Source organism: Streptomyces sp. NPDC059906 (assembly GCF_042730645.1).
GTDB classification, from domain to species: Bacteria; Actinomycetota; Actinomycetes; order Streptomycetales; family Streptomycetaceae; genus Streptomyces; species Streptomyces rubrogriseus.
In genome coordinates this window covers 13,167-32,364 of the sequence record NZ_JBHWKU010000006.1, presented here as the reverse complement: position 1 = coordinate 32,364, position 19,198 = coordinate 13,167, and the positions used below count along the sequence as shown (strand labels likewise).

Below are 19,198 nucleotides of genomic sequence, written 5' to 3'. Positions count from 1 at the left end.
GGGCGACTGTGGGATGCGGTGGGGCCCGACTGCGGTTCGGATGGGTGCCATGCGCAGACCCATAGCCGTGGCTCGACGCCACTCACGCCTGCTCACCTCAGGCGTCATCCTCGCCGCCCAGTCACTCCTGCTGACCCTGGCCGCCGTCCCGGCCACGGCCTCCGCCGACGACACCAGGACGCCGCCCGCTCGGGGCACCGCCCACATGGGCACCGGCGTCCTCGCCCACGAAGGGGTCCAGGGCCGCCCCGTCGGCACCCGCGTCGCCCAGACCGAGGGGGTGGACGTCTCCAGCCACCAGGGCAACGTCGCCTGGCCGACCCTCTGGAACAGCGGCGTGAAGTGGGCCTATGTGAAGGCCACCGAGGGGACCTCCTACCGGAACCCGTACTTCGCCCAGCAGTACGGCGGTTCGTACGACGCCGGAATGATCCGCGGCGCGTACCACTTCGCGACCCCGGACACCGCGGGCGGCGCCGCCCAGGCCGACTACTTCGTCGATCACGGCGGCGCCTGGTCCAAGGACGGCAAGACGCTGCCGGGTGTCCTCGACATCGAGTACAACCCGTACGGGGCCACCTGCTACGGACGGACGCACAGTCAGATGGTCAGCTGGATCCGGGCCTTCCTGGACCGGTACAAGCAGCGCACCGGCCGCCACGCCGCCATCTACACCTCCACCAACTGGTGGACGCAGTGCACCGGCAACTACAGCGGTTTCGGCGCGAACAACCCGCTGTGGATCGCCCGGTACGCCTCGACCGCGGGGACCCTCCCGGCCGGCTGGGACTTCCACACGATGTGGCAGTACACCTCGTCCGGGCCGACCGTCGGGGACCACGACAAGTTCAACGGCGCGCTGGACCGGGTCAAGGCCCTGGCCAACGGCTGACGCGGACGGACGGAGCGCCGGCCGCCGGTTCAGCGGTCGGCGAGGGGGCCCAGGATGCCGGCGACCTGCTCGCGCACCACGTCCCGGGCCCCGGCGGGCAGCGCGCCGATGTCCGTCCGTCCCAGGGCGTCGAAGGTCTCCTCGGCGTCCGTGCCGCACCCGGTGGTCCCGCTCAGCACGTCGTAGCCGTCGCGCACGGCGACCCGCAGCCGGAGCCCGCCCTCGCCGTCGGCGTGCACGGCGGTGGCGACCACCAGGGGCGGCGGACCGCCGGCCTCGGCGGGCTCCTTGCGGTAGCCGCTGGCCAGCGGCGTGCGCCAGCGCAGGCCGAGCAGCAGGTGACGCTTCGCCAGCACCTCGGCCAGATCGGTCTCGTAGGGGCGGTCCGGGCCCAGCACCGTGGCGCGGGCGTCCAGCACGAGGGCCGCGGGCAGCAGGCAGCGCAGGCTGCTGCCGACGAGGTTGCCGCCGACCGTCGCGGTCCGGCGTACGGCTCCGGTGCCGACGGAGCCCGCCGCCCGGCGCAACACGTCGGGCACCCGGTCGTCTATGCGGTGCAGCACCACGGCCGCGCCCAGCGACTCGGGTTCGACGGCGGTCGCCTCCGGCAGGCCACGCAGCGACATGGCCAGTTCCGGGAAGCCGTCGCGTTGCCAGGTGGCCCACACGAGCGAGGCCCCGCCGACGGGCACCGCGCCCTGCGCCATGCACTCCTGCGCTTCGGTCACGGTGGTGGGCTGACGCAAGAGCATGGCGATCGACCTGCTTCCCGGGAGTCGGCGGCCGGACGACACCGTGTCCTCCGCCGGGTGATCACGGTCACTGGGATTGTCCGTACCGCGAAGGGGGCGCGTACAGGGCTCACTCGATTCTCGTGTGCGCCCTGTACGCGCCCTCCGCACGCTGCCGCGCGGGCGAGCGCCCGGCGCCGGTTCAGGGACCGAGCAGCGCGTCGGCCAGTTCGGCGCTCAGTCGCTCGCCGTCCTTGCGGACCAGTGCGGGGACCTGTGCGTTCCACGCCACCGCGGCACGCTCCAGGGCCTCGGCGCAGGCCCGCCTGGCGCGGCGCCCCAGCACCGCCGTGGCGAGGGGCAGCAGCGGGCGGGCGAAGGAGCGGCCCCGGACCCGCGCCTTCACGGTCACCCGCCAGCGTCCGTCGGGGGCGGGGCGTGGTACGACCGTCACCGAGACGCGGGCGAGCGGGTGCGCCAGGGTTCCGCTCAGCGGGGCGCGGGACGGGCGCCGGCCGTGGCTCGTCGCCTGCCACCACCGGCCGAGGTCGAGGCGCAGGCGCCCGGTGCCGCCCAGGTACTTCGCCCGCTTGCCGCCGTCCGAGTGCAGCGTCGCCGACAACCATGCCTCCCGTGGCCGTTGGACGCTGGTGAGCCCGAGGGCGCAGACCAGTCGCGCGGGGTGGGCCGGGTCGCCGTCGAGGGTGACGACCTCCAGCGCCGTCTCCCCGCGGCGGTCCCGGGCGAGGACGGTGAGGCACTGGTCCGCGTCCGGTTCCCCGTCCTTCTCGTTCACCGGCCGGTACCGCGCGCCCGGCGCCAGATGCCGCCCCTCCGCCAGCACCAGACCGGGCAGCGGACGTCCGTCGGGCAGCGTCAGCCGCCCTCCCTCGGCGTCCGTGCCCTCCGCCAGGTCGTGCAGCGTGGCGACGCACGACTCGAACCAGCGGCGGGGTACGGGGGCGAGGGTCACGGTGTGCTGGAAACGGGCCATGCGGTGAGGATGGACGCCCGGAGGGTGCCACGTCACGGGGGCGGCCGGGCAGTGAGCGGGCGGCGTCGGCTGCCGGTTCCGGGCGGGCGGCGTGGGCTGCCGGTTCCGGGCGCGCTACGTCGGCTGCCGGTTCCGGGACGGCTACGTCGGCTGCCGGTTCCGGGAGGGCTACGTCGGCTGCCGGTTCCGGGAGGGCTTCCGGGCGCGGGCGGCGTCAGGCCCGCTCCGTCTTCGGACGCCGTGCGACGAAGACGAACTCCCGCCCCGCGCGGTCGGGGGCCCCGCGCACCTCCTGTACCACGTACCCCTGTTCGGCCAGGTCGGCCGCGACCTCGTCCCGCTCCCGGAAGCGCAGCGTCGAGTCGGAGGTCAGCACCGCGCCGTCCGCGCCGAAGACGTAGGTCCACCGGAAGGTGACCAGCGGGCCGCTCACGTCCAGCAGTCGGCACCAGCTCTCGACGGTGCCCGTACCGGGGAACTCCGCGACCTGGTGCGTGCGCTCGCGGGTCCACTCCTCCCAGGCGCGCCGGGCCGGGTCCCGGGTCTCGAACACCAGGTGCCCGCCGGGTCGCAGGGCCTCGTACGCGCCGCGCAGCGTCCCCTGCCAGGCGGGCCGGCCGGTGATCGCCTGGGCGACGTTCGCCGTCATGGTCGCGAGGTCGACGCGCAACGCGGGAAGCGCGGTGGCGTCGCCCTCGATCCAGCGCACCCGCTCCGCGGCCTCGCGGCCTCGCGCCACGTCGAGACTGGCCCCGGCGGGGTCGACGCCGACGACCTCGATGCCGCGGCCTGCCAGCAGCAGGGCGAACACCCCGGTTCCGCAGCCGATGTCCAGCACGCTCCGCGCGCCGAACTCGTCGGCCATGCGCAGATACGGGACGAGGTCGCCGCGCTCGGTGTCGAACACGTCGTAGAGCGCGGCGAGCCTCGGATGCCGGAAGCACTCGTCAGCCATACGGCCGACGATAGCGGCAGGCCCGCCGGGGAACACGGGTAGGCATGCGCGCACTCGTGATCAACTGCACTCTCAAACCCTCCCCCCAGCCGTCGAACACCGAGGCGCTGGCCGCCACGGTCATCGCGGCGCTCAAGGGCCACGGGGCGGAGGTGGACGTCGTACGGGCCGTCGACCTGAACCTGAAACCGGGAGTCGAGACCGACATGGGCGACGGGGACGACTGGCCGGGCGTGCACGAGCAGTTGCTGGCCTCGCAGATCCTGGTCATCGCGTCGCCGACCTGGCTCGGCCGCCCCTCCTCCGTGGCCCAGCGGGTCCTGGAACGCATGGACGCCATGCTGAGTGAGACCGACGACGAGGGCCGTCCGGTCGCCTACAACCGCGTCGCCGGTGTCCTGGTCACCGGGAACGAGGACGGCGCCCACCACGTCATCAGCGAGATCGGCGGCGGGCTCGCGGACATCGGCTACACCATTCCCGGCCAGGCCTGGACCTACTGGCACCTCGGCCCGGGACCGGGTCCGGACTTCCTCGACGACGAGCGGGGCCACGACTGGTCGGTCTCCACCGGCCGCGCCATGGCGTCCAACCTGGTGCACGCGGCGCGCGCCCTCGACGCGATGCCGCTGCCGGCCCCGCCGTCCTGATCCCGGCCCCGCCCGCGCATGTCTGCCGGAGCCGATACGGGGCATTCGTGCACGAGCAATGACGTACGAAACGCATGAGGAGCTGAGGTCCGCCATGACGCACGACCTGACCCCGAAGTACACGGTCCCCGGCATCGAGCGCGAGGCCGCCGGACGGCTGATCGGTGTACTGCGGCTGCGCCTGCACGCACTCAACGACCTGCACCTGACCCTCAAGCACGTGCACTGGAACGTCGTGGGTCCGCACTTCATCGCGGTCCACGAGATGATCGACCCCCAGGTCGACCAGGTGCGCGACATGGCCGACGACGTCGCGGAGCGGATCGCCGCGCTCGGCGGGGTGGCCCAGGGCACGCCCGGGGCGCTGGTGGCCGAGCGGAAGTGGGACGACTACTCCATCGGACGGGCGGACGCCATCGCCCATCTCGGCGCGCTCGACGTGGTCTACACCGGCGTGGTCGAGGGCATGCGCGCGGCGGTCGAGGAGGCCGGCAAGATCGACACGGCCACGGAGGACCTCCTGATCGGTCAGCTCAGGGACCTGGAGCAGTTCCAGTGGTTCGTGCGGGCGCATCTCGAAAGCGCCGGCGGCACCCTTGCGACGGGCAGCGCGACCTCCGAGACGGAGGCGGCGGCCCGCGGCGCGGAAGTCGCCTAGCCGGACCGCCCGGGTCCGCGACGGCGGTGCCCGGGCCGCGCGGCCCGAGCACCGCCCACGGGGTTCAGCGGCGGCCGAGGCGGCGTTCGCCGCGGCTGCCCGGCTCGTGGGGCAGGTGGTAGTGGGCGAAGACCGCACCCTCGTCCTCGGCGGCCAGCTCACCGTCCGGGTCGATGCCGGGTGCGTCCTTGACCAGGGACTTGTCGTAGGTGACCTTCAGGTAGGACGGTCCGACCGTGGCCTTGTCCACCGGCACGAAGACGAGCCGCCGACGGGTCGGCAGACCGATCGTGACCGTGGCGAACGCGGGCCGGTCGGTGAGGGTGTCGAAGTAGATGGACTCCAGGGTCCCGATCTTGCGGCCGTCGTAGTCCACGACGTCGAGGCCACGCCAGTCACGAATGTTCTCGGCTTCAAACATGCCCAGTCTTCCCTTCCGACCTTCCGGGGACGCGCTCACTCTGTCTTGTTCCCCGATCCGCCCGACTGTCGCCAGTTTGTCCCCTCACCGGCGTACGGCGCCCGATCGGGATAGGCTGCCTGGCCGGAAGAAGTGCCCGGGCCGCCGACATATGCCCGGCCCAGTTCCGAAGGGGATCGAGTGTGGATGGCACAGGCGCCGTGGGCGGTCCGGCCCGCACGGACGGCGGTGGCCTGCTGGACGTGGGTCCGCTGTCCGGCCGTCCGGGCATCCGGGCCAGTGGTGAGATCAACGTGAGCACCCGGCTCTCCTGGGAGAACGCCCTGACCGAGCTGTCCCGGCGGCACACGGACGTGTCCTACGTGGAGCTGTCGGCGGTGCGGTTCGTCGACGTGGCCGGGGTGGCGGTACTGGCCGTCACGGCCATGAACCTGCCCGTCGGCCGCGTCGTGGTGGAGCGGCCGCCCCCGCAACTGCCGCGGGTACTGGACCTGTTCTGGCCGTCCCTGCACCGGCTCGAGGTGGCGCCACGATGAGCACGGCGACCCCTGACGAGGCGTTCACCCATCCGGCGCTGTTCTACCGTTCGGCAGCCGAGTACACGGACCGGACGGTGGCGTTCGTGCGGGACGGGCTGGCCGCGGGCGAGCCGGTGGCGGTGGCCGTGCCGGGCCCCAACCTGGAGCTGGTCCGGGCAGGGCTGGGCACGGACGCGCGGGACGTCACCTTCCTGGACATGACCGAGGCCGGACGCAATCCGGGGCGGATCATCCCGGGCGTGCTGCGGGCGTTCGCCGACGCGCACCCTCGGGTACGGGTACGGATCGTCGGCGAGCCGGTCTGGGCCGGGCGCAGCGACGCCGAGTACCCGGCGTGCGCCCAGCACGAGGCGTTGATCAACGCGGCCTTCGCGGGCCGCCGGGCGACGATCCTGTGCCCGTACGACGAGACCCGGCTGGCCGCGGACGTCCTGGCCGACGCCCTGGTCACCCACCCGACGGTCATCACCGAGGGGAGTGAGCGGGTCAGTGAGGGGTACGACTGGCGGGCGGTCGTGGCCCGTTACAACGAGCCGCTCGGGCGCGCTTCCGACGCCGGCGTCCTGGCCTTCGGGTCCGGGGAGCTGCCCGAGGCACGCCGCTTCGCGGTCGGCCTGGCCGCCTCGCTCGGACTGTCCGGGCGACGGCTGCAGGACGCGGAACTGGCGGTGGCCGAGCTGACCACCAACAGCGTGGTCCACGGCGGCGGCAGCGGAACGGTGGCGGTCTGGGCCGAGGCGGGTCAGGTGGTGTGCGAGGTCCGCGACGCGGGACGGCTCACGGATCCGCTCGCCGGCCGACGGCCCGCGGAGCACGGGCAGATCGGTGGCCGCGGCCTCCTGCTCGTCCACTACGTCGCCGATCTGGTGCGGGTTCACACGGCCGACGAGGGCACCGCAGTCCGCTTCTACCTGGGCGTCTGAGGCACCGGTCCGGAGCCCGCGCCGAGAGTTGCGGGACTCCCAGAGGTGTGCGGGGCCTGACCCGGGGTAGGCGATCGGTCGTCGGCCGACAAGGTGACAACGACGACCGATCCACCGGGAGGGCACATCATGACGACGACGACCGTGCAGGCCACCGATCATGCCACGACGACGGACATGCCGGAGATCGCGGACCCGTCCAAGGTGGCGCCCAGGGACGCGCGGGAGTTGTCGAAGCTGTTCTTCCAGCAGCTCACCGTGCTGGAGGAGGGCACGCCCGAGCACCAGTACGCACGCAACACGCTGATCGAGATGAACATGTCCCTGGTCCGCTTCGCGGCCGGCCGCTTCCGCAGCCGTGGGCCGGAGGAGATGGAGGACATCGTCCAGGTCGGCATGATCGGCCTCATCAAGGCCATCGACCGGTTCGAACTGACCCGAGAGGTCGAGTTCACCTCCTTCGCCGTGCCGTACATCGTCGGGGAGATCAAGAGGTTCTTCCGGGACACCTCCTGGGCCGTGCACGTGCCCCGGCGCCTCCAGGAGGCACGCGTCCAGCTCGCCCGCGCCACCGAGGAACTGCGCAGCCGGCTCGGCCGCACCCCCACCACCCAGGAGCTGTCGGAACTGATGAGCCTGCCGGAGGACGAGGTCGTCGAGGCCCGTCTCGCGGCCAACGGCTACAACTCCGCCTCCCTGGACGCTGCCATCAACGGCAGCGAGGACGGCGAGTCGGCGCTCGCCGACTTCATCGGCGCCGACGACGCCGCCCTGGCCCTGGTCGACGACTTCCACGCACTGGCCCCGATGATCGCCGAGCTGGACGAACGCGACCGGCAGATCATCCACTGGCGGTTCGTCGAGGAACTCACCCAGAAGGACATCGGCGAGCGCCTCGGTGTCTCCCAGATGCATGTGTCCCGGCTGATCTCCCGGCTGCTGGCCCGGCTGCGGGAAGGCATGCTCAGCACCGCCTGAGCGGGGCCCGGGCCTCAGGCCGCGGTCGTCTTCTTCTTCCGGCGGCCGCGGCTTCCGCTTCCCTTGCCGCGGCCGTGGTCGCGGTCGCGGTCGCGGTCGGTGAGCGCGTCGACGAGTTCCTGGCGGCTCATCCTCGAGCGGCCGGCGATGTCCTGTTCGGTGGCCCGCTGATACAGCTCGGCCTTGCTCAGCTCTCGCAGCCCGCCCCGCTTGCCGCCCGTACCCGTGCCCTTGCCCTTGCCCTTCGCCTGCTCCAGGCTGCCGCGCAGGACCTCCATCAGGTCGACGACGTTGGTGGCCCTGGGCGCCTACTCGGCGACGGCGACCTCCTCGCCCTCGGCCTTGGCCCGGACCAGCTCGCGGACCTTGTCCTGGTAGGTGTCGCGATAGCGGGCGGGCTCCCAGTCGCCGCTGAGGGCGTCGACGAGACGCAGCGCCATGTCCAGCTCCTTGCCGCGGCCCACCCGGTCGGACGGCAGTTCCGGAAGCTCCTCGACGGGGTCGCGGACCTCGTCGGCCCAGTGCAGCGTCTGGAGCAGCAGGACCCTGTCCTCGGCGCGCAGCGCGGTCAGGTACTGCCGGTTGCGCATGACGAAGGTGGCGACCCCCGCCTTGCCGGTGTCGGCGAGCGCGGTGCGCAGCAGCTCGTAGACCTTGAGGTACTCCTGGCCGCGCGGGGCGAGGTAGTAGGTGCGGCCGAAGTAGACCGGCTCGATCCGGTCCAGGTCCACGAAGTCGGTGATGTCGAGGGTGCGGGAGCGTCCCGGCGCGATCTCGTCGAGTTCCCCGGGCTCCACGACGACGTATTCGCCCTCGCTCACCTCGTAGCCCTTGACGATGTCGTCGGCGTCGACCTCCTTGCCGGTGCGCTCGTTGACCCGCCGGTTGCGGATCCGGTCCGAGGTGCCGCGCTGCAACTGGTGGAAGTGGACCGTGTGGTCCTCGGTCGCCGTGAACAGACCGACCGGCACCGAGACCAGCCCGAAGGTGATCACACCCGTCCAGATCGCCCGCGCCATGGCCTCCGCTCCGTCCGTCCCGTCCGTCCCGTCCGTCCGTGCCCGTCGCACCGCCCGGTCCCGCCACGCTGCCATCCGGTCGGCGGCCCCGCGCGCCGGACGGAGCACACGGGTGGCCGGGCGGACGACAGCGCGCGGATCGGCCTCCGTCGTTGTTCCCTGTGAGGTGTGCGGGCCGGCGACCGCGCCCGCGTCCCGGCCGCCTCACCGCTGGACAGCCGCACCGTCGAACCGTCGAACCGTCGAAAGAAGCGAACAGAGGGACACCCCATGAGCTGTCGTCTGAAGACGATCACCCGCGAGGAGCATCTGCGCTTCGTCGCGGCCCGGCCTTCCGTGAGCCACCTCCAAGTCCCCTCCTGGGGCGACGTGAAGCCGGACTGGCGGGCGGAGAGCCTGGGATGGTTCGACGAGGACGGCGAGCTGGTCGGCGCCGGTCTTGTGCTGCTGCGGCCACTGCCGCGCCTGAAGCGGTACCTGGCGTATCTGCCCGAGGGGCCGGTCATCGACTGGACGGCGGACGGTCTGGAGCGGTGGCTGGAGCCGATGCTCGCGCACCTGAGGGAACGCGGCGCGTTCACCGTGCGGATGGGGCCGCCGGTGGTGGCGCGGCGCTGGAGCGCCGACGCGGTCAAGGCTGCGATCGCCGACCCGGGGGCCCGGCGGCTGGGCAACGTGGAGGCGACCGAGCACGAACCCGGGGCCGACGACCTCGCCGAGCGGCTGCGGCGGATGGGCTGGCGGCGCACCGAGCCGGGCGGCGCGGACGGCTTCGCCGCGGGCCAGCCGCGCCACGTCTGCCAGGTACCGCTCGCCGGACGGTCCCTGGAGCAACTGCAGAACGGCTTCAACCAGCAGTGGCGGCGGAACATCAAGAAGGCCGACAAGGCCGGTGTCAAGGTCGTCCGGGGCGACCAGGAGGACCTGCCCGCCTTCTACGAGCTGTACGTGGAGACCGCGCGACGGGACCGCTTCGTGCCGCGTCCCCTCGCCTACTTCCAGCGTATGTGGCAGGCGCTGACGGCCGAGGACCCGGACCGCATGCGTCTGTACCTCGCCCATCACGACGGGGAGGTGCTCGCCGCGGCCACGATGCTGACGGTCGGCGAGCACGTCTGGTACTCCTACGGCGCGTCCACCGGCCGGCGGCGCGAGGTGCAGCCCAACAACGCCCTCCAGTGGCGGATGATGTGCGACGCCCGTGAACTGGGCGCGGCCGTGTACGACTTCCGCGGCATCACCGACACGCTGGACGAGGACAACCACCTGCTGGGACTGCTCCGGTTCAAGGTCGGCGCGGGAGGACAGGCCGTCGAGTACCTCGGCGAGTGGGAGTATCCACTGAACAGGGTGCTGCACAAGGCCGTGGCCCTGTACCTGGCACGCCGCTGAGCCGGCGACGCCGGGTCCGGACGAGGTGAGGCGGGGTGGGGAGATGGCGCGGCTCTTGGTGGTGCAGAACCATCGGGGCGGTGGGGCGGGCCGGTTCGGTGACTGGCTGACCGCGGACGGGGTGTCCCTGGACGTGGTGCACGCGTACGCCGGTGGGGCCCTCCCCCGGCGTCCGGAGCACGACGGCGTCATGGTGCTCGGCGGTGGCTACCTGCCCGACGACGACGTGCGCGCGCCCTGGCTCGCGCCCGTCCGGGCCCTGGTCGCCGAGGCGGTGGACCGGGGTGCCCCGGTCTTCGGGATCTGTCTCGGCGGGCAGCTCCTCGCCAAGGTCGCCGGGGGCACGGTGCGTGGCCGGCACGGCCGACCGGAGTTCGGCAGCACCCCGTTGACGGTGCGCGCCGAGGCCGGTGCCGATCCGCTCTTCGGCGGGCTGCCGGAGCGGGTGACGGCGATCGAGCACCACGTGGACGCCGTCACCGCACTGCCGCCCGGCGCGGCGTGGCTCGTGTCGAGCGAGGGGTGTCCGTACCAGGCGTTCAGGGTCGGCGAGCGGGCGTGGGGCGTGCAGTTCCACCCCGAGGCGACGGCGGACCGGGTCAGGTCGTGGGACGCGGCCCGGCTCGAGGCCCGGGGGCTGGACCCGGTGGAGCTCTCCCGCCGGGCGGAACTCGACGAGCCCGCCGCCGAGGCGGTCTGGCGCGAGGTGGCCCGGCGTTTCGCCGCGGTTGTCATCGGGTCGTGAGCCGCGGCGCAAGCGAACCGGGCCGTGAAGCTCAGCCGCCGAAAGCGCCACGGTCGGCGAAGGCCAGCTTGGCGAAGCGTTCGCCGATGAGGCGGTGGGTGGCGGCGTCCGGGTGGATGGCGTCCGGCAGGGGCAGGTCCACCGCGTCGGCCTGTCCGTAGAGCTCGCGGCCGTCGAGGTAGTACAGGTTCTCGTCGTCGGCGGCCCGCTCCGACACGATTCGGGACAGCTCGTCGCGGATGACGTTCAGGGTCAGTTTCCCGCTCGCGCGCTCCGCCGGGTCACCCGTGGCGACGAACCGGAGGCGGCCCTCGGCGATGCCCGAGAAGTCGGGGGCGAGGGGACCGGGGGTGTCCTCCTGCACGGGGCACAGGATGGGTGAGACGACCAGCAGCGGGGCGGTGGGGTGGCCTTCCCGGACGGTGTCCAGGAAGCCGTGCACGGCGGGGCCGAAGGCACGCAGACGCATGAGGTCGGCGTTGACCACGTTGATGCCGATCTTCACGCTGATCAGGTCGGCCGGGGTGTCGCGCATGGCCCGTGCGGTGAACGGGTCGAGCAGGGCGCTGCCGCCCAGGCCCAGATTGATCAGTTCGACGCCGCCGAGGGAGGCGGCCAGGGCGGGCCAGGTGGTGGTGGGGCTCGCGGCGTCCGAGCCGTGGCTGATCGAGCTGCCGTGGTGCAGCCAGACCCGGCGGCCGGGGTCGGGGGCGGGCTCGACGGGGGCGTCGCCGCGCAGGGCGACGAGTTCGGTGGTCTCGTTGTGCGGCAGCCAGATCTCGATGTCCTTGGTGCCCTCGGGCAGGTCCGCGAAGCGGAGGGTGCCGACCCCACCGGGCTCGACGGCCGCGGTGCCGGTGGTCATGTCGATGGTCAGGGTGTTGCCGCCCGCGACGCTGCCCCGGCCCGCCGGACGGCCGTCGACGAGCAGGTCGTACACGCCGTCCGGACGTGGCGGGACGCCGACGTAGACCCGCTTGGTGGGCAGGGTGTCCAGTTCGAGGACGGTGGCGCGGGTGCGCAGGGCCAGGCGTACGCCGGAGGGCTGGGACTCGGCCATGGCCAGTTGGCCGTCGTTGTTCTGCGCGCGGGCCCTGGCGGGCAGCCGGTGGGGCAGCAGGCCGCGCTCGGTGCGCTCCACGTCGAGGGCGCCCCGCAGCAGGTCCCGGGTGAGGGGTGTGGTGATCCAGTCGTCCGTGGTGTGCATCTCGCCTCCGGCGGTGGTGCGTCTCTCGCTGTACAGCGCCTTCCTTCGCCGATTGTGCATTATCCTAATGTCATTAGGCAAATCACTTATTGCGATAGACAGGCGGTTCGGCCGGCCGCCTGTGGCCAGCAGTGCCAGCTTTCGACGGGAAAACGCCACGCACACCCCGGACGCGCACACGTCGTCGTGCCCGGCACGGCGGCCGGGAACGGCACCCGGATCGCCTCCGTCTGCTCCGGCACCTTCCCGCCGGCCGCGCCCGGGACCGCCAGGCGCAGCACCTGCTGGAGACCACGGTGCACTCCGTGGAACGCATCGCCGCCCAGGTCGGCTTCGGCTCGCCGACCTCCTTCCGCGACCGCTTCAAGCGCACCACCGGAGTCAGCCCGCACGCCGCCGCCGGCCCGGCATCGTTCCCGGGTGGGCCCCGGCCGGGTCGCGGGGCGGACCGCGTGACCGTAGACAGAGGGCATGGTGGTGTGCGGCGGCGGAGGGTCGAGGTCATGCAGCGCAAGGGCGGGCGTCGCCGGGACACCGGCGGACCGGACGCGGGAGGGGTCGAGCAGGTCCTGGACGAGCTCTACGGCACGCCGCCGTCCGGCTTCGTCCCCCTCCGTGAGGAACGCGCCGCGGCCGCCAGAACGGCGGGCCGCAAGGAGGACGCCCGTCGTATCCACGCCGCCCGCCGGCCCACGCTCGCGGCCTGGGCGGCCAATCTACTGACCCGCTCCCGGCCGGAGGAGACCCGGCGGTTCCTGGAACTGGGGCAGGCACTGCGCGAGGCGCACCGCACCCTGGACGCCGCTGGGCTCAAGGAACTCTCGGCGCAGCGCCGGCGCATCGTCGCCGCCCTCTCCCGGCAGACCGCACAGCTCGCCGGTGAGGCCGGGCACCGGCTGTCCCAGGCGGCGCAGCGGGAGGTGGAGTCGACCCTGCGCGCGGTCCTCGCCGACCCGGACGCGGCCGACCAGTGGGCCGGGGGTCGCCTGGAGGTCTCCCTGACCCCGCCCTCGGACTTCCCCCCGGGCACGGCTGCGGCGGGGCCGGCCCGGACCACGGCACCCGGGCCGGCACCGCGCCCGAAGTCGCCCCGCCCCGCCTCCGGAGCCCGGGCGAAGGACGAACTCGCCGAGCGGCGCCGCAAACGGCAGGAGGAGCTGGAGCGGGCCGAGCGGGAGGCGGAGCGGGCCGCGGGACACCTGCGGGACGCACGCGCCGAGCAGAGTGGCGCACGGGAGTCGCTCCACCGGGCCGACGACGAGCTGGACCGGACCCGCGAGACGGTGGCCGCCGCTGAAGAGAGACTGCGCGGGGCCCGCGAGGACCTCGACCGGGCCGAGCGGGAACGGCGGGTGGCGCAGGAGCGGCACCGAACGGCCGCGGACGCCGTCGCGGGGGCCGAGCGGGAGGCACGGGCGAGCGCAGGCCGACTGGACCGATTGGCCGGCCGTGACGGGTCGTACGGCTCGTCCGATTGAGTACCCGTACTCATGAGGTGCTTCCCCCCGGCGGGGGACGCTTGCCGCACCAGTCACCCACAGGGAGTCAACCGTGCGTACCAGCAACCCGGTTCACCGACCGCCGACCGCGTCCTCCGTCCGCATGAGGCGGGCCGTTCCCGGTCTCGTCCTGGCCTGTGTCGCCGCCGCGGCCGTCCTGACCGGCTGTTCCATGGAGGAGGCCACCTGCGGCGGAGGCGAGTACCCGGTGCTGTCCGTCGGGGGCACCGGCGGCGCGTGTGTGCCCAACGGCGAGGAGCCGCCCGAGGGTTACACCCGCTACCCCGAGGGCAAGGTCCCGGAACACGTCGGTGACAAGTGGGACACCTACTGGCAGACACACACCGTCGACGAACACGGCAAGGTCGTGGAGGTGCCCGAGGGCGGGTGAACGACGCGCTCCGCGGTCCGAACACACACCCGGGGTTGCGGCGGCACATACCACGAGGGCGGCCATACGTGGTATACCGACTCGGCAGCGAACAGGGCAACAACCGGGGGCTGCGCGTCAGCCTTCACGGCCGCGAACCAAGGAGAGTCAACACCATGTCCGAGAGCACGATGCAGTCCGCCACGGAACTGGCCTCGCAGTACAGCGTCCAGGTGACCGACGACCTGGAGCGCAACGTCAAGGAGCAGGAACGTGTCAGCACGGAGATCACGGCTCTCCAGCAGCAACTGGCCGCGCTGCAGCACGACCACGCCCTGCTCGTGAACATGCAGCAGGCCCTCGGCATCACCCCGCAGCCGGCCCAGGCCGCACCCGCGCCCGAGCCGGCCTCCTCGACCGGAGCGGCCACCGTGCCGGCGCCGCGCGGCAGTGCCGCCCCGCAGTCGGAGCCGGGCAGGCGGACGCGGGGCAGGAAGACCACCACCGCACCCAAGCGCGCCGCGGCCCCGAAGCCCGGTGCCAAGCCCGCCTCGAAGCCGAAGGCGAAGAAGGCGACGAAGTCCACCGCCACGGTCACCACAAAGGCAACCACGAAGGCCACCGCGAAGACGGACACGAAGGCGGACACGAAGGCGGACACCAAGGCGGACCCGAAGCCGAGCACGAAGACCGGCGCCAAGACGGCGTCCGACGCGGCCACCACGGCACCGGCCAAGTCGGCCGCCAAGCCCGCCGCCAAGCCCGCCGCGAAGAAGGCGGCGGCGCGGGCCACCGCCCAGCCCACCCTGGTGGAGCTGGTGCGCGAGCACCTCGTCGGGCAGCGGGAACCGCGGTCCGCCGCCGAGGTCACCACGGCGCTGAGCGAGGCCCACTCCGGACGCACCGTCAAGACCACGGTCGTGCGCACCACGCTCGAGGGACTCGTCGCCAAGAACCAGGCGCAGCGCACCAAGCAGGGCACCTCGGTCTACTACACCGCCACCGAGGCCCCCGCCTCCGAGCCGAAGCAGGAGCCCGCGGCCGGGACCCAGTCCGCGCGGAGCGGCAGCTGAGCGAGATGAGCGAGATCTGAGCGACAGCTGCGCCGTCCCCTCCGTCCCCGTCGGGCCGCGGGCGCGCGGCCGGGGGATTTCGGGGTGAGTATCGGTGGATGGGTGTTGTCCTGCCGGTGCTCTTCGCACTCCTCGCCGCGTTCAGCAACGCGCTGGCCACCGTGCTCCAACGGCGCGCCGCGCTGAGCGTGCCGCAGTCCCGGGGATTCCGCCCCGGACTCGTCCTCGACCTGTTGCGGCGGCCCGTGTGGCTGGGCGGAATGCTGGCCGTCGTGGTGGCCGGCGTGGGGCAGGCGGTGGCCCTGGCGACGGGGCCGCTGTCACTCGTCCAGCCCCTGTTCGTGCTGGAACTTCCGCTGGCCCTGCTGCTGGCCTCGCTGCTGACCGGCAACCGGCTGCCGGAGGCCTTGTGGCTCGCCGTGGGCGGGGTGGTCGTGGGGCTGGGCGTCGCGCTCGCCTCGGCCGCGCCCGAGGGCGGCGAGGCCGAAGTGCCCCTGGACCGCTGGGTACCGGCTCTGGTGGCCTGCGCCGGGGCGGCCGTGCTGCTGGCCGCCGCGGGACTCAAACGCCCCGTCGGCAAGGCCCGTGCCGGTTGCCTCGGCGCGGCCACGGCGGTGTGCTACGCGCTGACGGCCGGTCTGATGAAGGACTCCATGCGCGCCCTGGACTCCGCCGGTGTGGTCGGCTTCTTCACCGCCTGGCAGACCTACGGATTCGCCGTGGCCGGGGTGTGTGCCGTGCTGCTGCTGGAGCACGCCATGCAGGGCGGCCCGCTCGTCGCCTCCCAGCCCGCCCTCACCCTGGGCGACGCGACGGTGAGCCTGCTGCTCGGCGTGGTCCTCTACCGCGAGGACGTGCGCGGCCACTGGTGGGTCGTGCCGCAACTGCTCGGGGTGGCACTGGTCGTCGTGGGTGTCCTCAGCCTGGCCAGGCGAGGTGCGGATCTGCGCACCGCGCAGTGAGCGCGCCGCGGGCCGGGTGGCGAAGTGCGCCACGCTCCCCGCGAACCCGCAGGTCAGTCGTTTCCGCAGGTCAATGAGGGTGGCGTAACTTCGGCGAAACATGACTCGGGTTACCGTGAGCGGCATGGACCACCACGGGGGACGGCCGCGCGCCGAGCGGGCCCGGGAACTGGCCGACACACTGCGGCAGCAGATCACGGACGACGCCTTCGCCGACGGCGTGCTGCCCGACGAGCGGGACCTGGGCCGCCGGTTCGGGGCCTCGCGCAACGCGGTGCGGGACGCCCTGGCCCTGCTGCGCGAGGAGGGCCTGATCACCCGGCGGCGCGGGGTCGGGACGACGGTGCTGCTGCCGAAGTACGGGCACGGTCTCGACCGGCTGACCGGGCTGGCCGAGGAGCTGACCGGCCGCGGCACCGTGACCAACGAGGTGCGGGTCGCGGTGGAGGTCCCCGCGCTGCCCGCCGCGATCGCCGCCCGGCTTCAGGTTCCGGCCGGGGCGGGCGGTGTGTACGTGGAGCGGCTGCGGTGGCTGGACGGGCTGCCGTTGTCGTTGGACACCAGCTATCTGACCGTCGACGTCGGCCGTGCCGTGCTCGCCGGTGACCTGCGGGGCCGGGACGTGTTCGGCCTGATCGAGGAGGCCGCGGGCGCCCGGCTCGGGCGCGCCGAGGTGGCCGTGCACGCGGTCAACGCGGACCCCGGCACGGCACGGCTGCTGGGGATCGAGCCCGGGGCGGCGGTGTTCGCCCTGGAACGGCTGACCCGGCTGGCGGACGGCCGGCCGGTGGACGCGGAGTCGATCCGGATCCGCGCGGACCGGATGGCCCTGCGCGCCACGCTGCGTCGCGGCGGGCCGCGGACCCCGTGAGAGGAGGCCGGTGATGGCCGGTGCGAGTGTGCCCGTACTGGTGGCCCTGGGGCTGCTGGGGCTGGTCGGCGGGGTGGGCATCACCGCCGTCGGGCCGGGCGGTGTGCTGCCCACGATCGGTCTGTTCGCCCTCACCGGCCTGACACCGGCACAAGTGGCCGGAACGGCCATCGTCACCCATGTCGCCACCGGGATCCTCGCGACCGCCGCCTACACCCGCTCCGGGCAGTTGCGCGAGCCCGGGACCCGGCGCACGGCACTGGTCCTCGCGGTGAGCGCGGTCGCCGGGACCCCGCTCGGCGTCCTGGTCAACTCGTATGTGTCCAAGCGGATGTTCGGGCTGGTGCTCGGCGTGTTCGTGGCGGGCGTGGCGGGCCTGGTGTGGTTCCGCGAGCACCGCCGTCCGGCCGCCTCGCGGGCCCACCCGCCGACGGCGGTGGTGGCGGGGATGGGCTGCGCGGTGGCCGTCGCGGCCGGGGTGGTCGGCATCGGCGGGCCGATGCTCACCGTGCCCCTGCTGGTGGCGCTGGGCGTCCCCGTGCTGGAGTCCCTCGCCTCGGCGCAGGCGCAGTCCGTCGTCATCGCCGGTGTGGGCACGGTGGGTTACCTGGCCCAGGGGGCCGTCGACTGGCCGCTGGCGGTGCTGGTCGGGGTTCCCGAGCTGGCGGGGGTGCTACTGGGCTGGCGGATCGCACACGCGCTGCCCACCCGCCACCTGAAGTACGCCCTGATCACGACGCTGCTCGCGCTCGCCCCGTACCTCGCCCTGCACGGCTGACCGCGAACAAGATGCCCCAAGCCACCACATGTTGCACAGTGGTCACAATCGATCGGCCATCCGGAGGGACGGCATGTCGCAGGCCGCTGCTTCCGACGTCGACAGCTCAGCCCAGCCCGCCGCGAAGGTGGGTCTGTTCACCCTGACCTCCATGGTCGTCGGGTCCATGGTGGGCGCCGGGGTGTTCTCGCTGCCGGGGCGCTTCGCCGAGGAGACCGGCGTCGCGGGCGCGCTGATCGCCTGGGCGATCGCGGGCACCGGCATGCTGACGCTGGCCCTCGTCTTCCAGTCCCTCGCCGTGCGCAGACCCGACCTCGACGCGGGCGTGTACGCGTACGCGAAGGCGGGCTTCGGCGAGTACCTCGGCTTCTTCGCGGCCTTCGGCTACTGGGCCAGCTCGTGCGTGGGCAACGTGACCTACTGGGTCCTGATCATGTCGACCGCCGGGTCGATCTGGCCGGAGCTGGGCGACGGGGACACCGCCGTGGCGGTCGTGCTGTCCTCCGCCGGGCTGTGGGCGTTCTTCTGGCTGATCCGGCGCGGGGTGAAGGAAGCGACGGCCATCAACCGGATCGTCACGGTGGCCAAGCTCGTCCCCATCGTCTTCTTCGTGGTCCTGGCCCTGGTGTACTTCGATCCGGGGGTCTTCGCGGACAACTTCGGCGGCGCCGACTACGCGGGTTCCCTGTTCTCACAGGTGCGCGGCACCATGCTGGCGACGGTCTTCGTCTTCCTCGGCGTGGAGGGCGCCAGCGTCTACTCCCGGCACGCCCGGCGCCGCTCCGACGTGGGCAGGGCCACGGTGCTCGGCTTCCTCAGCGTCTTCGCCGTCTTCGCGTCGGTGACCATCGTGTCGTACGGCATCATGCCGATGGCGGAGATCGCCGGCCTGCGCCAGCCGTCCATGGCGGGCGTCCTGGAGGCGGCCGTCGGCACCTGGGGCCGGGTGTTCATCAGCGTCGGTCTGATCGTGTCGGTCCTCGGCGCCTATCTCGCGTGGACGCTGATGGCGGCCGAGGTGCTCTTCGTGGCGGCCAAGGACGAGGACATGCCGCGCTTCCTGCGCGGCACCGACGCCGCCGACGTGCCGGTGCCCGCGCTGCTGATGACGTCGCTGCTCACCCAGCTGGTGCTGATCGCCACCAGTTTCTCCAGCAACGCCTTCGACTTCGCGCTCAACCTGACCAGCGCCCTCTCCCTGATCCCGTACCTGCTGGCGGCGGCCTTCGCGGTGCGGATCGGCAGCCGGGACGACCCGCGCACCGCGGGCGGCCGCACCTCGCGGCGCGAGCTGGCCGTCGGTGTCGTCGCGACGCTGTACACGGCGTTCCTGCTGTACGCGGCGGGGCTGAAGTTCGTGCTGGTGTCCTTCGTCGTCTACGCCCCGGCGACCGTCCTGTTCGTGATGGCCCGCCGGGAGCAGGGCCGCCGGCTGTTCTCGCCCGGGGAGCTCGTCGTCCTGGCCGTCTCCGCGACCGGCGCGGCGGTCGGCCTCCTCGCCCTGGTGGCCGGGTGGATCAGCCTGTGACTCCTTTCCCCGC

The 19,198-nt window shown here is 73.0% G+C and carries 20 protein-coding genes and 1 pseudogene; 15 read left to right on the top strand and 6 right to left on the bottom strand.

Going from position 1 to position 19,198, the window contains the following annotated elements:
- The first annotated feature begins 49 nt into the window (after nucleotides 1-49).
- Nucleotides 50-892: a lysozyme gene (locus ACFV9J_RS11675; protein ID WP_385352980.1), complete on the top strand. Its 843-nt coding sequence runs from the start codon at nucleotides 50-52 to the stop codon at nucleotides 890-892.
- Nucleotides 893-921: 29 nt separating this feature from the next.
- Here the strand turns inward: ACFV9J_RS11675 and ACFV9J_RS11670 are convergent, their stop codons facing one another.
- The 3 genes from ACFV9J_RS11670 to ACFV9J_RS11660 form a co-directional block, all read right to left on the bottom strand.
- Nucleotides 922-1,644, bottom strand: a complete 723-nt coding sequence (locus ACFV9J_RS11670) for an FAD binding domain-containing protein (RefSeq protein ID WP_385352978.1) — start codon at nucleotides 1,642-1,644, stop codon at nucleotides 922-924.
- A 181-nt stretch (nucleotides 1,645-1,825) separates the two neighbouring features.
- On the bottom strand, nucleotides 1,826-2,617 hold the full coding sequence (locus tag ACFV9J_RS11665) for a hypothetical protein (RefSeq protein WP_385352976.1): 792 nt from the start codon (nucleotides 2,615-2,617) through the stop codon (nucleotides 1,826-1,828).
- A 214-nt stretch (nucleotides 2,618-2,831) separates the two neighbouring features.
- Complete coding sequence (locus ACFV9J_RS11660) at nucleotides 2,832-3,572, bottom strand: class I SAM-dependent methyltransferase (RefSeq protein WP_385352974.1); 741 nt, start codon at nucleotides 3,570-3,572, stop codon at nucleotides 2,832-2,834.
- Between the two features lie 44 nt (nucleotides 3,573-3,616).
- On the opposite strand from ACFV9J_RS11660, the gene ACFV9J_RS11655 reads away from it, so the two are divergent.
- Together ACFV9J_RS11655 and ACFV9J_RS11650 are read left to right on the top strand one after the other, a co-directional pair.
- Nucleotides 3,617-4,222 carry a flavodoxin family protein gene (locus tag ACFV9J_RS11655; protein ID WP_385352972.1) on the top strand — a complete coding sequence of 202 codons (606 nt, stop codon included), beginning with the start codon at nucleotides 3,617-3,619 and terminating at the stop codon, nucleotides 4,220-4,222.
- A gap of 94 nt (nucleotides 4,223-4,316) precedes the next feature.
- Nucleotides 4,317-4,880, top strand: coding sequence for a Dps family protein (locus ACFV9J_RS11650; RefSeq protein WP_159323769.1), 564 nt, complete (start codon nucleotides 4,317-4,319; stop codon nucleotides 4,878-4,880).
- A gap of 64 nt (nucleotides 4,881-4,944) precedes the next feature.
- Here ACFV9J_RS11650 and ACFV9J_RS11645 read toward each other — a convergent pair whose 3' ends face one another.
- A complete protein-coding gene (locus ACFV9J_RS11645) occupies nucleotides 4,945-5,301 on the bottom strand; it encodes a PRC-barrel domain-containing protein (RefSeq protein ID WP_003978264.1) in 357 nt (118 codons plus the stop codon).
- Nucleotides 5,302-5,483: 182 nt separating this feature from the next.
- Here ACFV9J_RS11645 and ACFV9J_RS11640 point away from each other — a divergent pair, with 182 nt between their 5' ends.
- From ACFV9J_RS11640 to ACFV9J_RS11630, 3 genes are all read left to right on the top strand, one after another.
- Nucleotides 5,484-5,837 carry a hypothetical protein gene (locus tag ACFV9J_RS11640; protein WP_385352969.1) on the top strand — a complete coding sequence of 118 codons (354 nt, stop codon included), beginning with the start codon at nucleotides 5,484-5,486 and terminating at the stop codon, nucleotides 5,835-5,837.
- Complete coding sequence (locus ACFV9J_RS11635) at nucleotides 5,834-6,763, top strand: anti-sigma factor RsbA family regulatory protein (protein WP_385352967.1); 930 nt, start codon at nucleotides 5,834-5,836, stop codon at nucleotides 6,761-6,763. The genes ACFV9J_RS11640 and ACFV9J_RS11635 overlap by 4 nt, the downstream gene beginning before the upstream one ends.
- A 129-nt stretch (nucleotides 6,764-6,892) precedes the next feature.
- Nucleotides 6,893-7,741, top strand: coding sequence for an RNA polymerase sigma factor SigF (locus tag ACFV9J_RS11630; RefSeq protein ID WP_385352965.1), 849 nt, complete (start codon nucleotides 6,893-6,895; stop codon nucleotides 7,739-7,741).
- Between the two features lie 14 nt (nucleotides 7,742-7,755).
- Here the strand turns inward: ACFV9J_RS11630 and ACFV9J_RS11625 are convergent.
- Nucleotides 7,756-8,760: pseudogene (locus ACFV9J_RS11625) on the bottom strand (Ku protein).
- A gap of 270 nt (nucleotides 8,761-9,030) precedes the next feature.
- Between ACFV9J_RS11625 and femY the strand changes: the two are divergent.
- Both femY and ACFV9J_RS11615 read left to right on the top strand, forming a co-directional pair.
- On the top strand, nucleotides 9,031-10,152 hold the full coding sequence (gene femY, locus ACFV9J_RS11620) for a peptidoglycan bridge formation glycyltransferase FemY (protein ID WP_385352963.1): 1,122 nt from the start codon (nucleotides 9,031-9,033) through the stop codon (nucleotides 10,150-10,152).
- A gap of 43 nt (nucleotides 10,153-10,195) precedes the next feature.
- Nucleotides 10,196-10,897 (top strand): type 1 glutamine amidotransferase, encoded by a 702-nt coding sequence (locus tag ACFV9J_RS11615; protein ID WP_385352961.1) that lies wholly within the window; start codon nucleotides 10,196-10,198, stop codon nucleotides 10,895-10,897.
- A 31-nt stretch (nucleotides 10,898-10,928) separates the two neighbouring features.
- Here the strand turns inward: ACFV9J_RS11615 and ACFV9J_RS11610 are convergent, their stop codons facing one another.
- The gene (locus ACFV9J_RS11610) at nucleotides 10,929-12,104 is read right to left on the bottom strand and encodes a GDSL-type esterase/lipase family protein (RefSeq protein WP_385352959.1); all 1,176 of its coding nucleotides are present in this window, start codon (nucleotides 12,102-12,104) and stop codon (nucleotides 10,929-10,931) included.
- 131 nt (nucleotides 12,105-12,235) lie between these two features.
- On the opposite strand from ACFV9J_RS11610, the gene ACFV9J_RS11605 reads away from it, so the two are divergent.
- From ACFV9J_RS11605 to ACFV9J_RS11575, 7 genes are all read left to right on the top strand, one after another.
- Nucleotides 12,236-13,582, top strand: a complete 1,347-nt coding sequence (locus tag ACFV9J_RS11605) for a helix-turn-helix domain-containing protein (RefSeq protein WP_385352957.1) — start codon at nucleotides 12,236-12,238, stop codon at nucleotides 13,580-13,582.
- 124 nt (nucleotides 13,583-13,706) lie between these two features.
- Nucleotides 13,707-13,994, top strand: a complete 288-nt coding sequence (locus ACFV9J_RS11600; protein ID WP_385353560.1) for an SCO0607 family lipoprotein — start codon at nucleotides 13,707-13,709, stop codon at nucleotides 13,992-13,994.
- 155 nt (nucleotides 13,995-14,149) lie between these two features.
- A complete protein-coding gene (locus tag ACFV9J_RS11595; protein ID WP_385352955.1) occupies nucleotides 14,150-15,046 on the top strand; it encodes a hypothetical protein in 897 nt (298 codons plus the stop codon).
- A gap of 98 nt (nucleotides 15,047-15,144) precedes the next feature.
- Nucleotides 15,145-16,008 (top strand): DMT family transporter, encoded by an 864-nt coding sequence (locus tag ACFV9J_RS11590; RefSeq protein WP_385352953.1) that lies wholly within the window; start codon nucleotides 15,145-15,147, stop codon nucleotides 16,006-16,008.
- Between the two features lie 100 nt (nucleotides 16,009-16,108).
- Entirely contained in the window at nucleotides 16,109-16,879 is a 771-nt protein-coding gene (locus ACFV9J_RS11585) for a GntR family transcriptional regulator (protein ID WP_385352951.1), read from the top strand.
- Nucleotides 16,880-16,892: 13 nt separating this feature from the next.
- On the top strand, nucleotides 16,893-17,657 hold the full coding sequence (locus tag ACFV9J_RS11580; RefSeq protein WP_385352949.1) for a sulfite exporter TauE/SafE family protein: 765 nt from the start codon (nucleotides 16,893-16,895) through the stop codon (nucleotides 17,655-17,657).
- A 73-nt stretch (nucleotides 17,658-17,730) separates the two neighbouring features.
- On the top strand, nucleotides 17,731-19,185 hold the full coding sequence (locus ACFV9J_RS11575) for a basic amino acid/polyamine antiporter (protein WP_385352947.1): 1,455 nt from the start codon (nucleotides 17,731-17,733) through the stop codon (nucleotides 19,183-19,185).
- Nucleotides 19,186-19,198 lie beyond the last annotated feature (13 nt).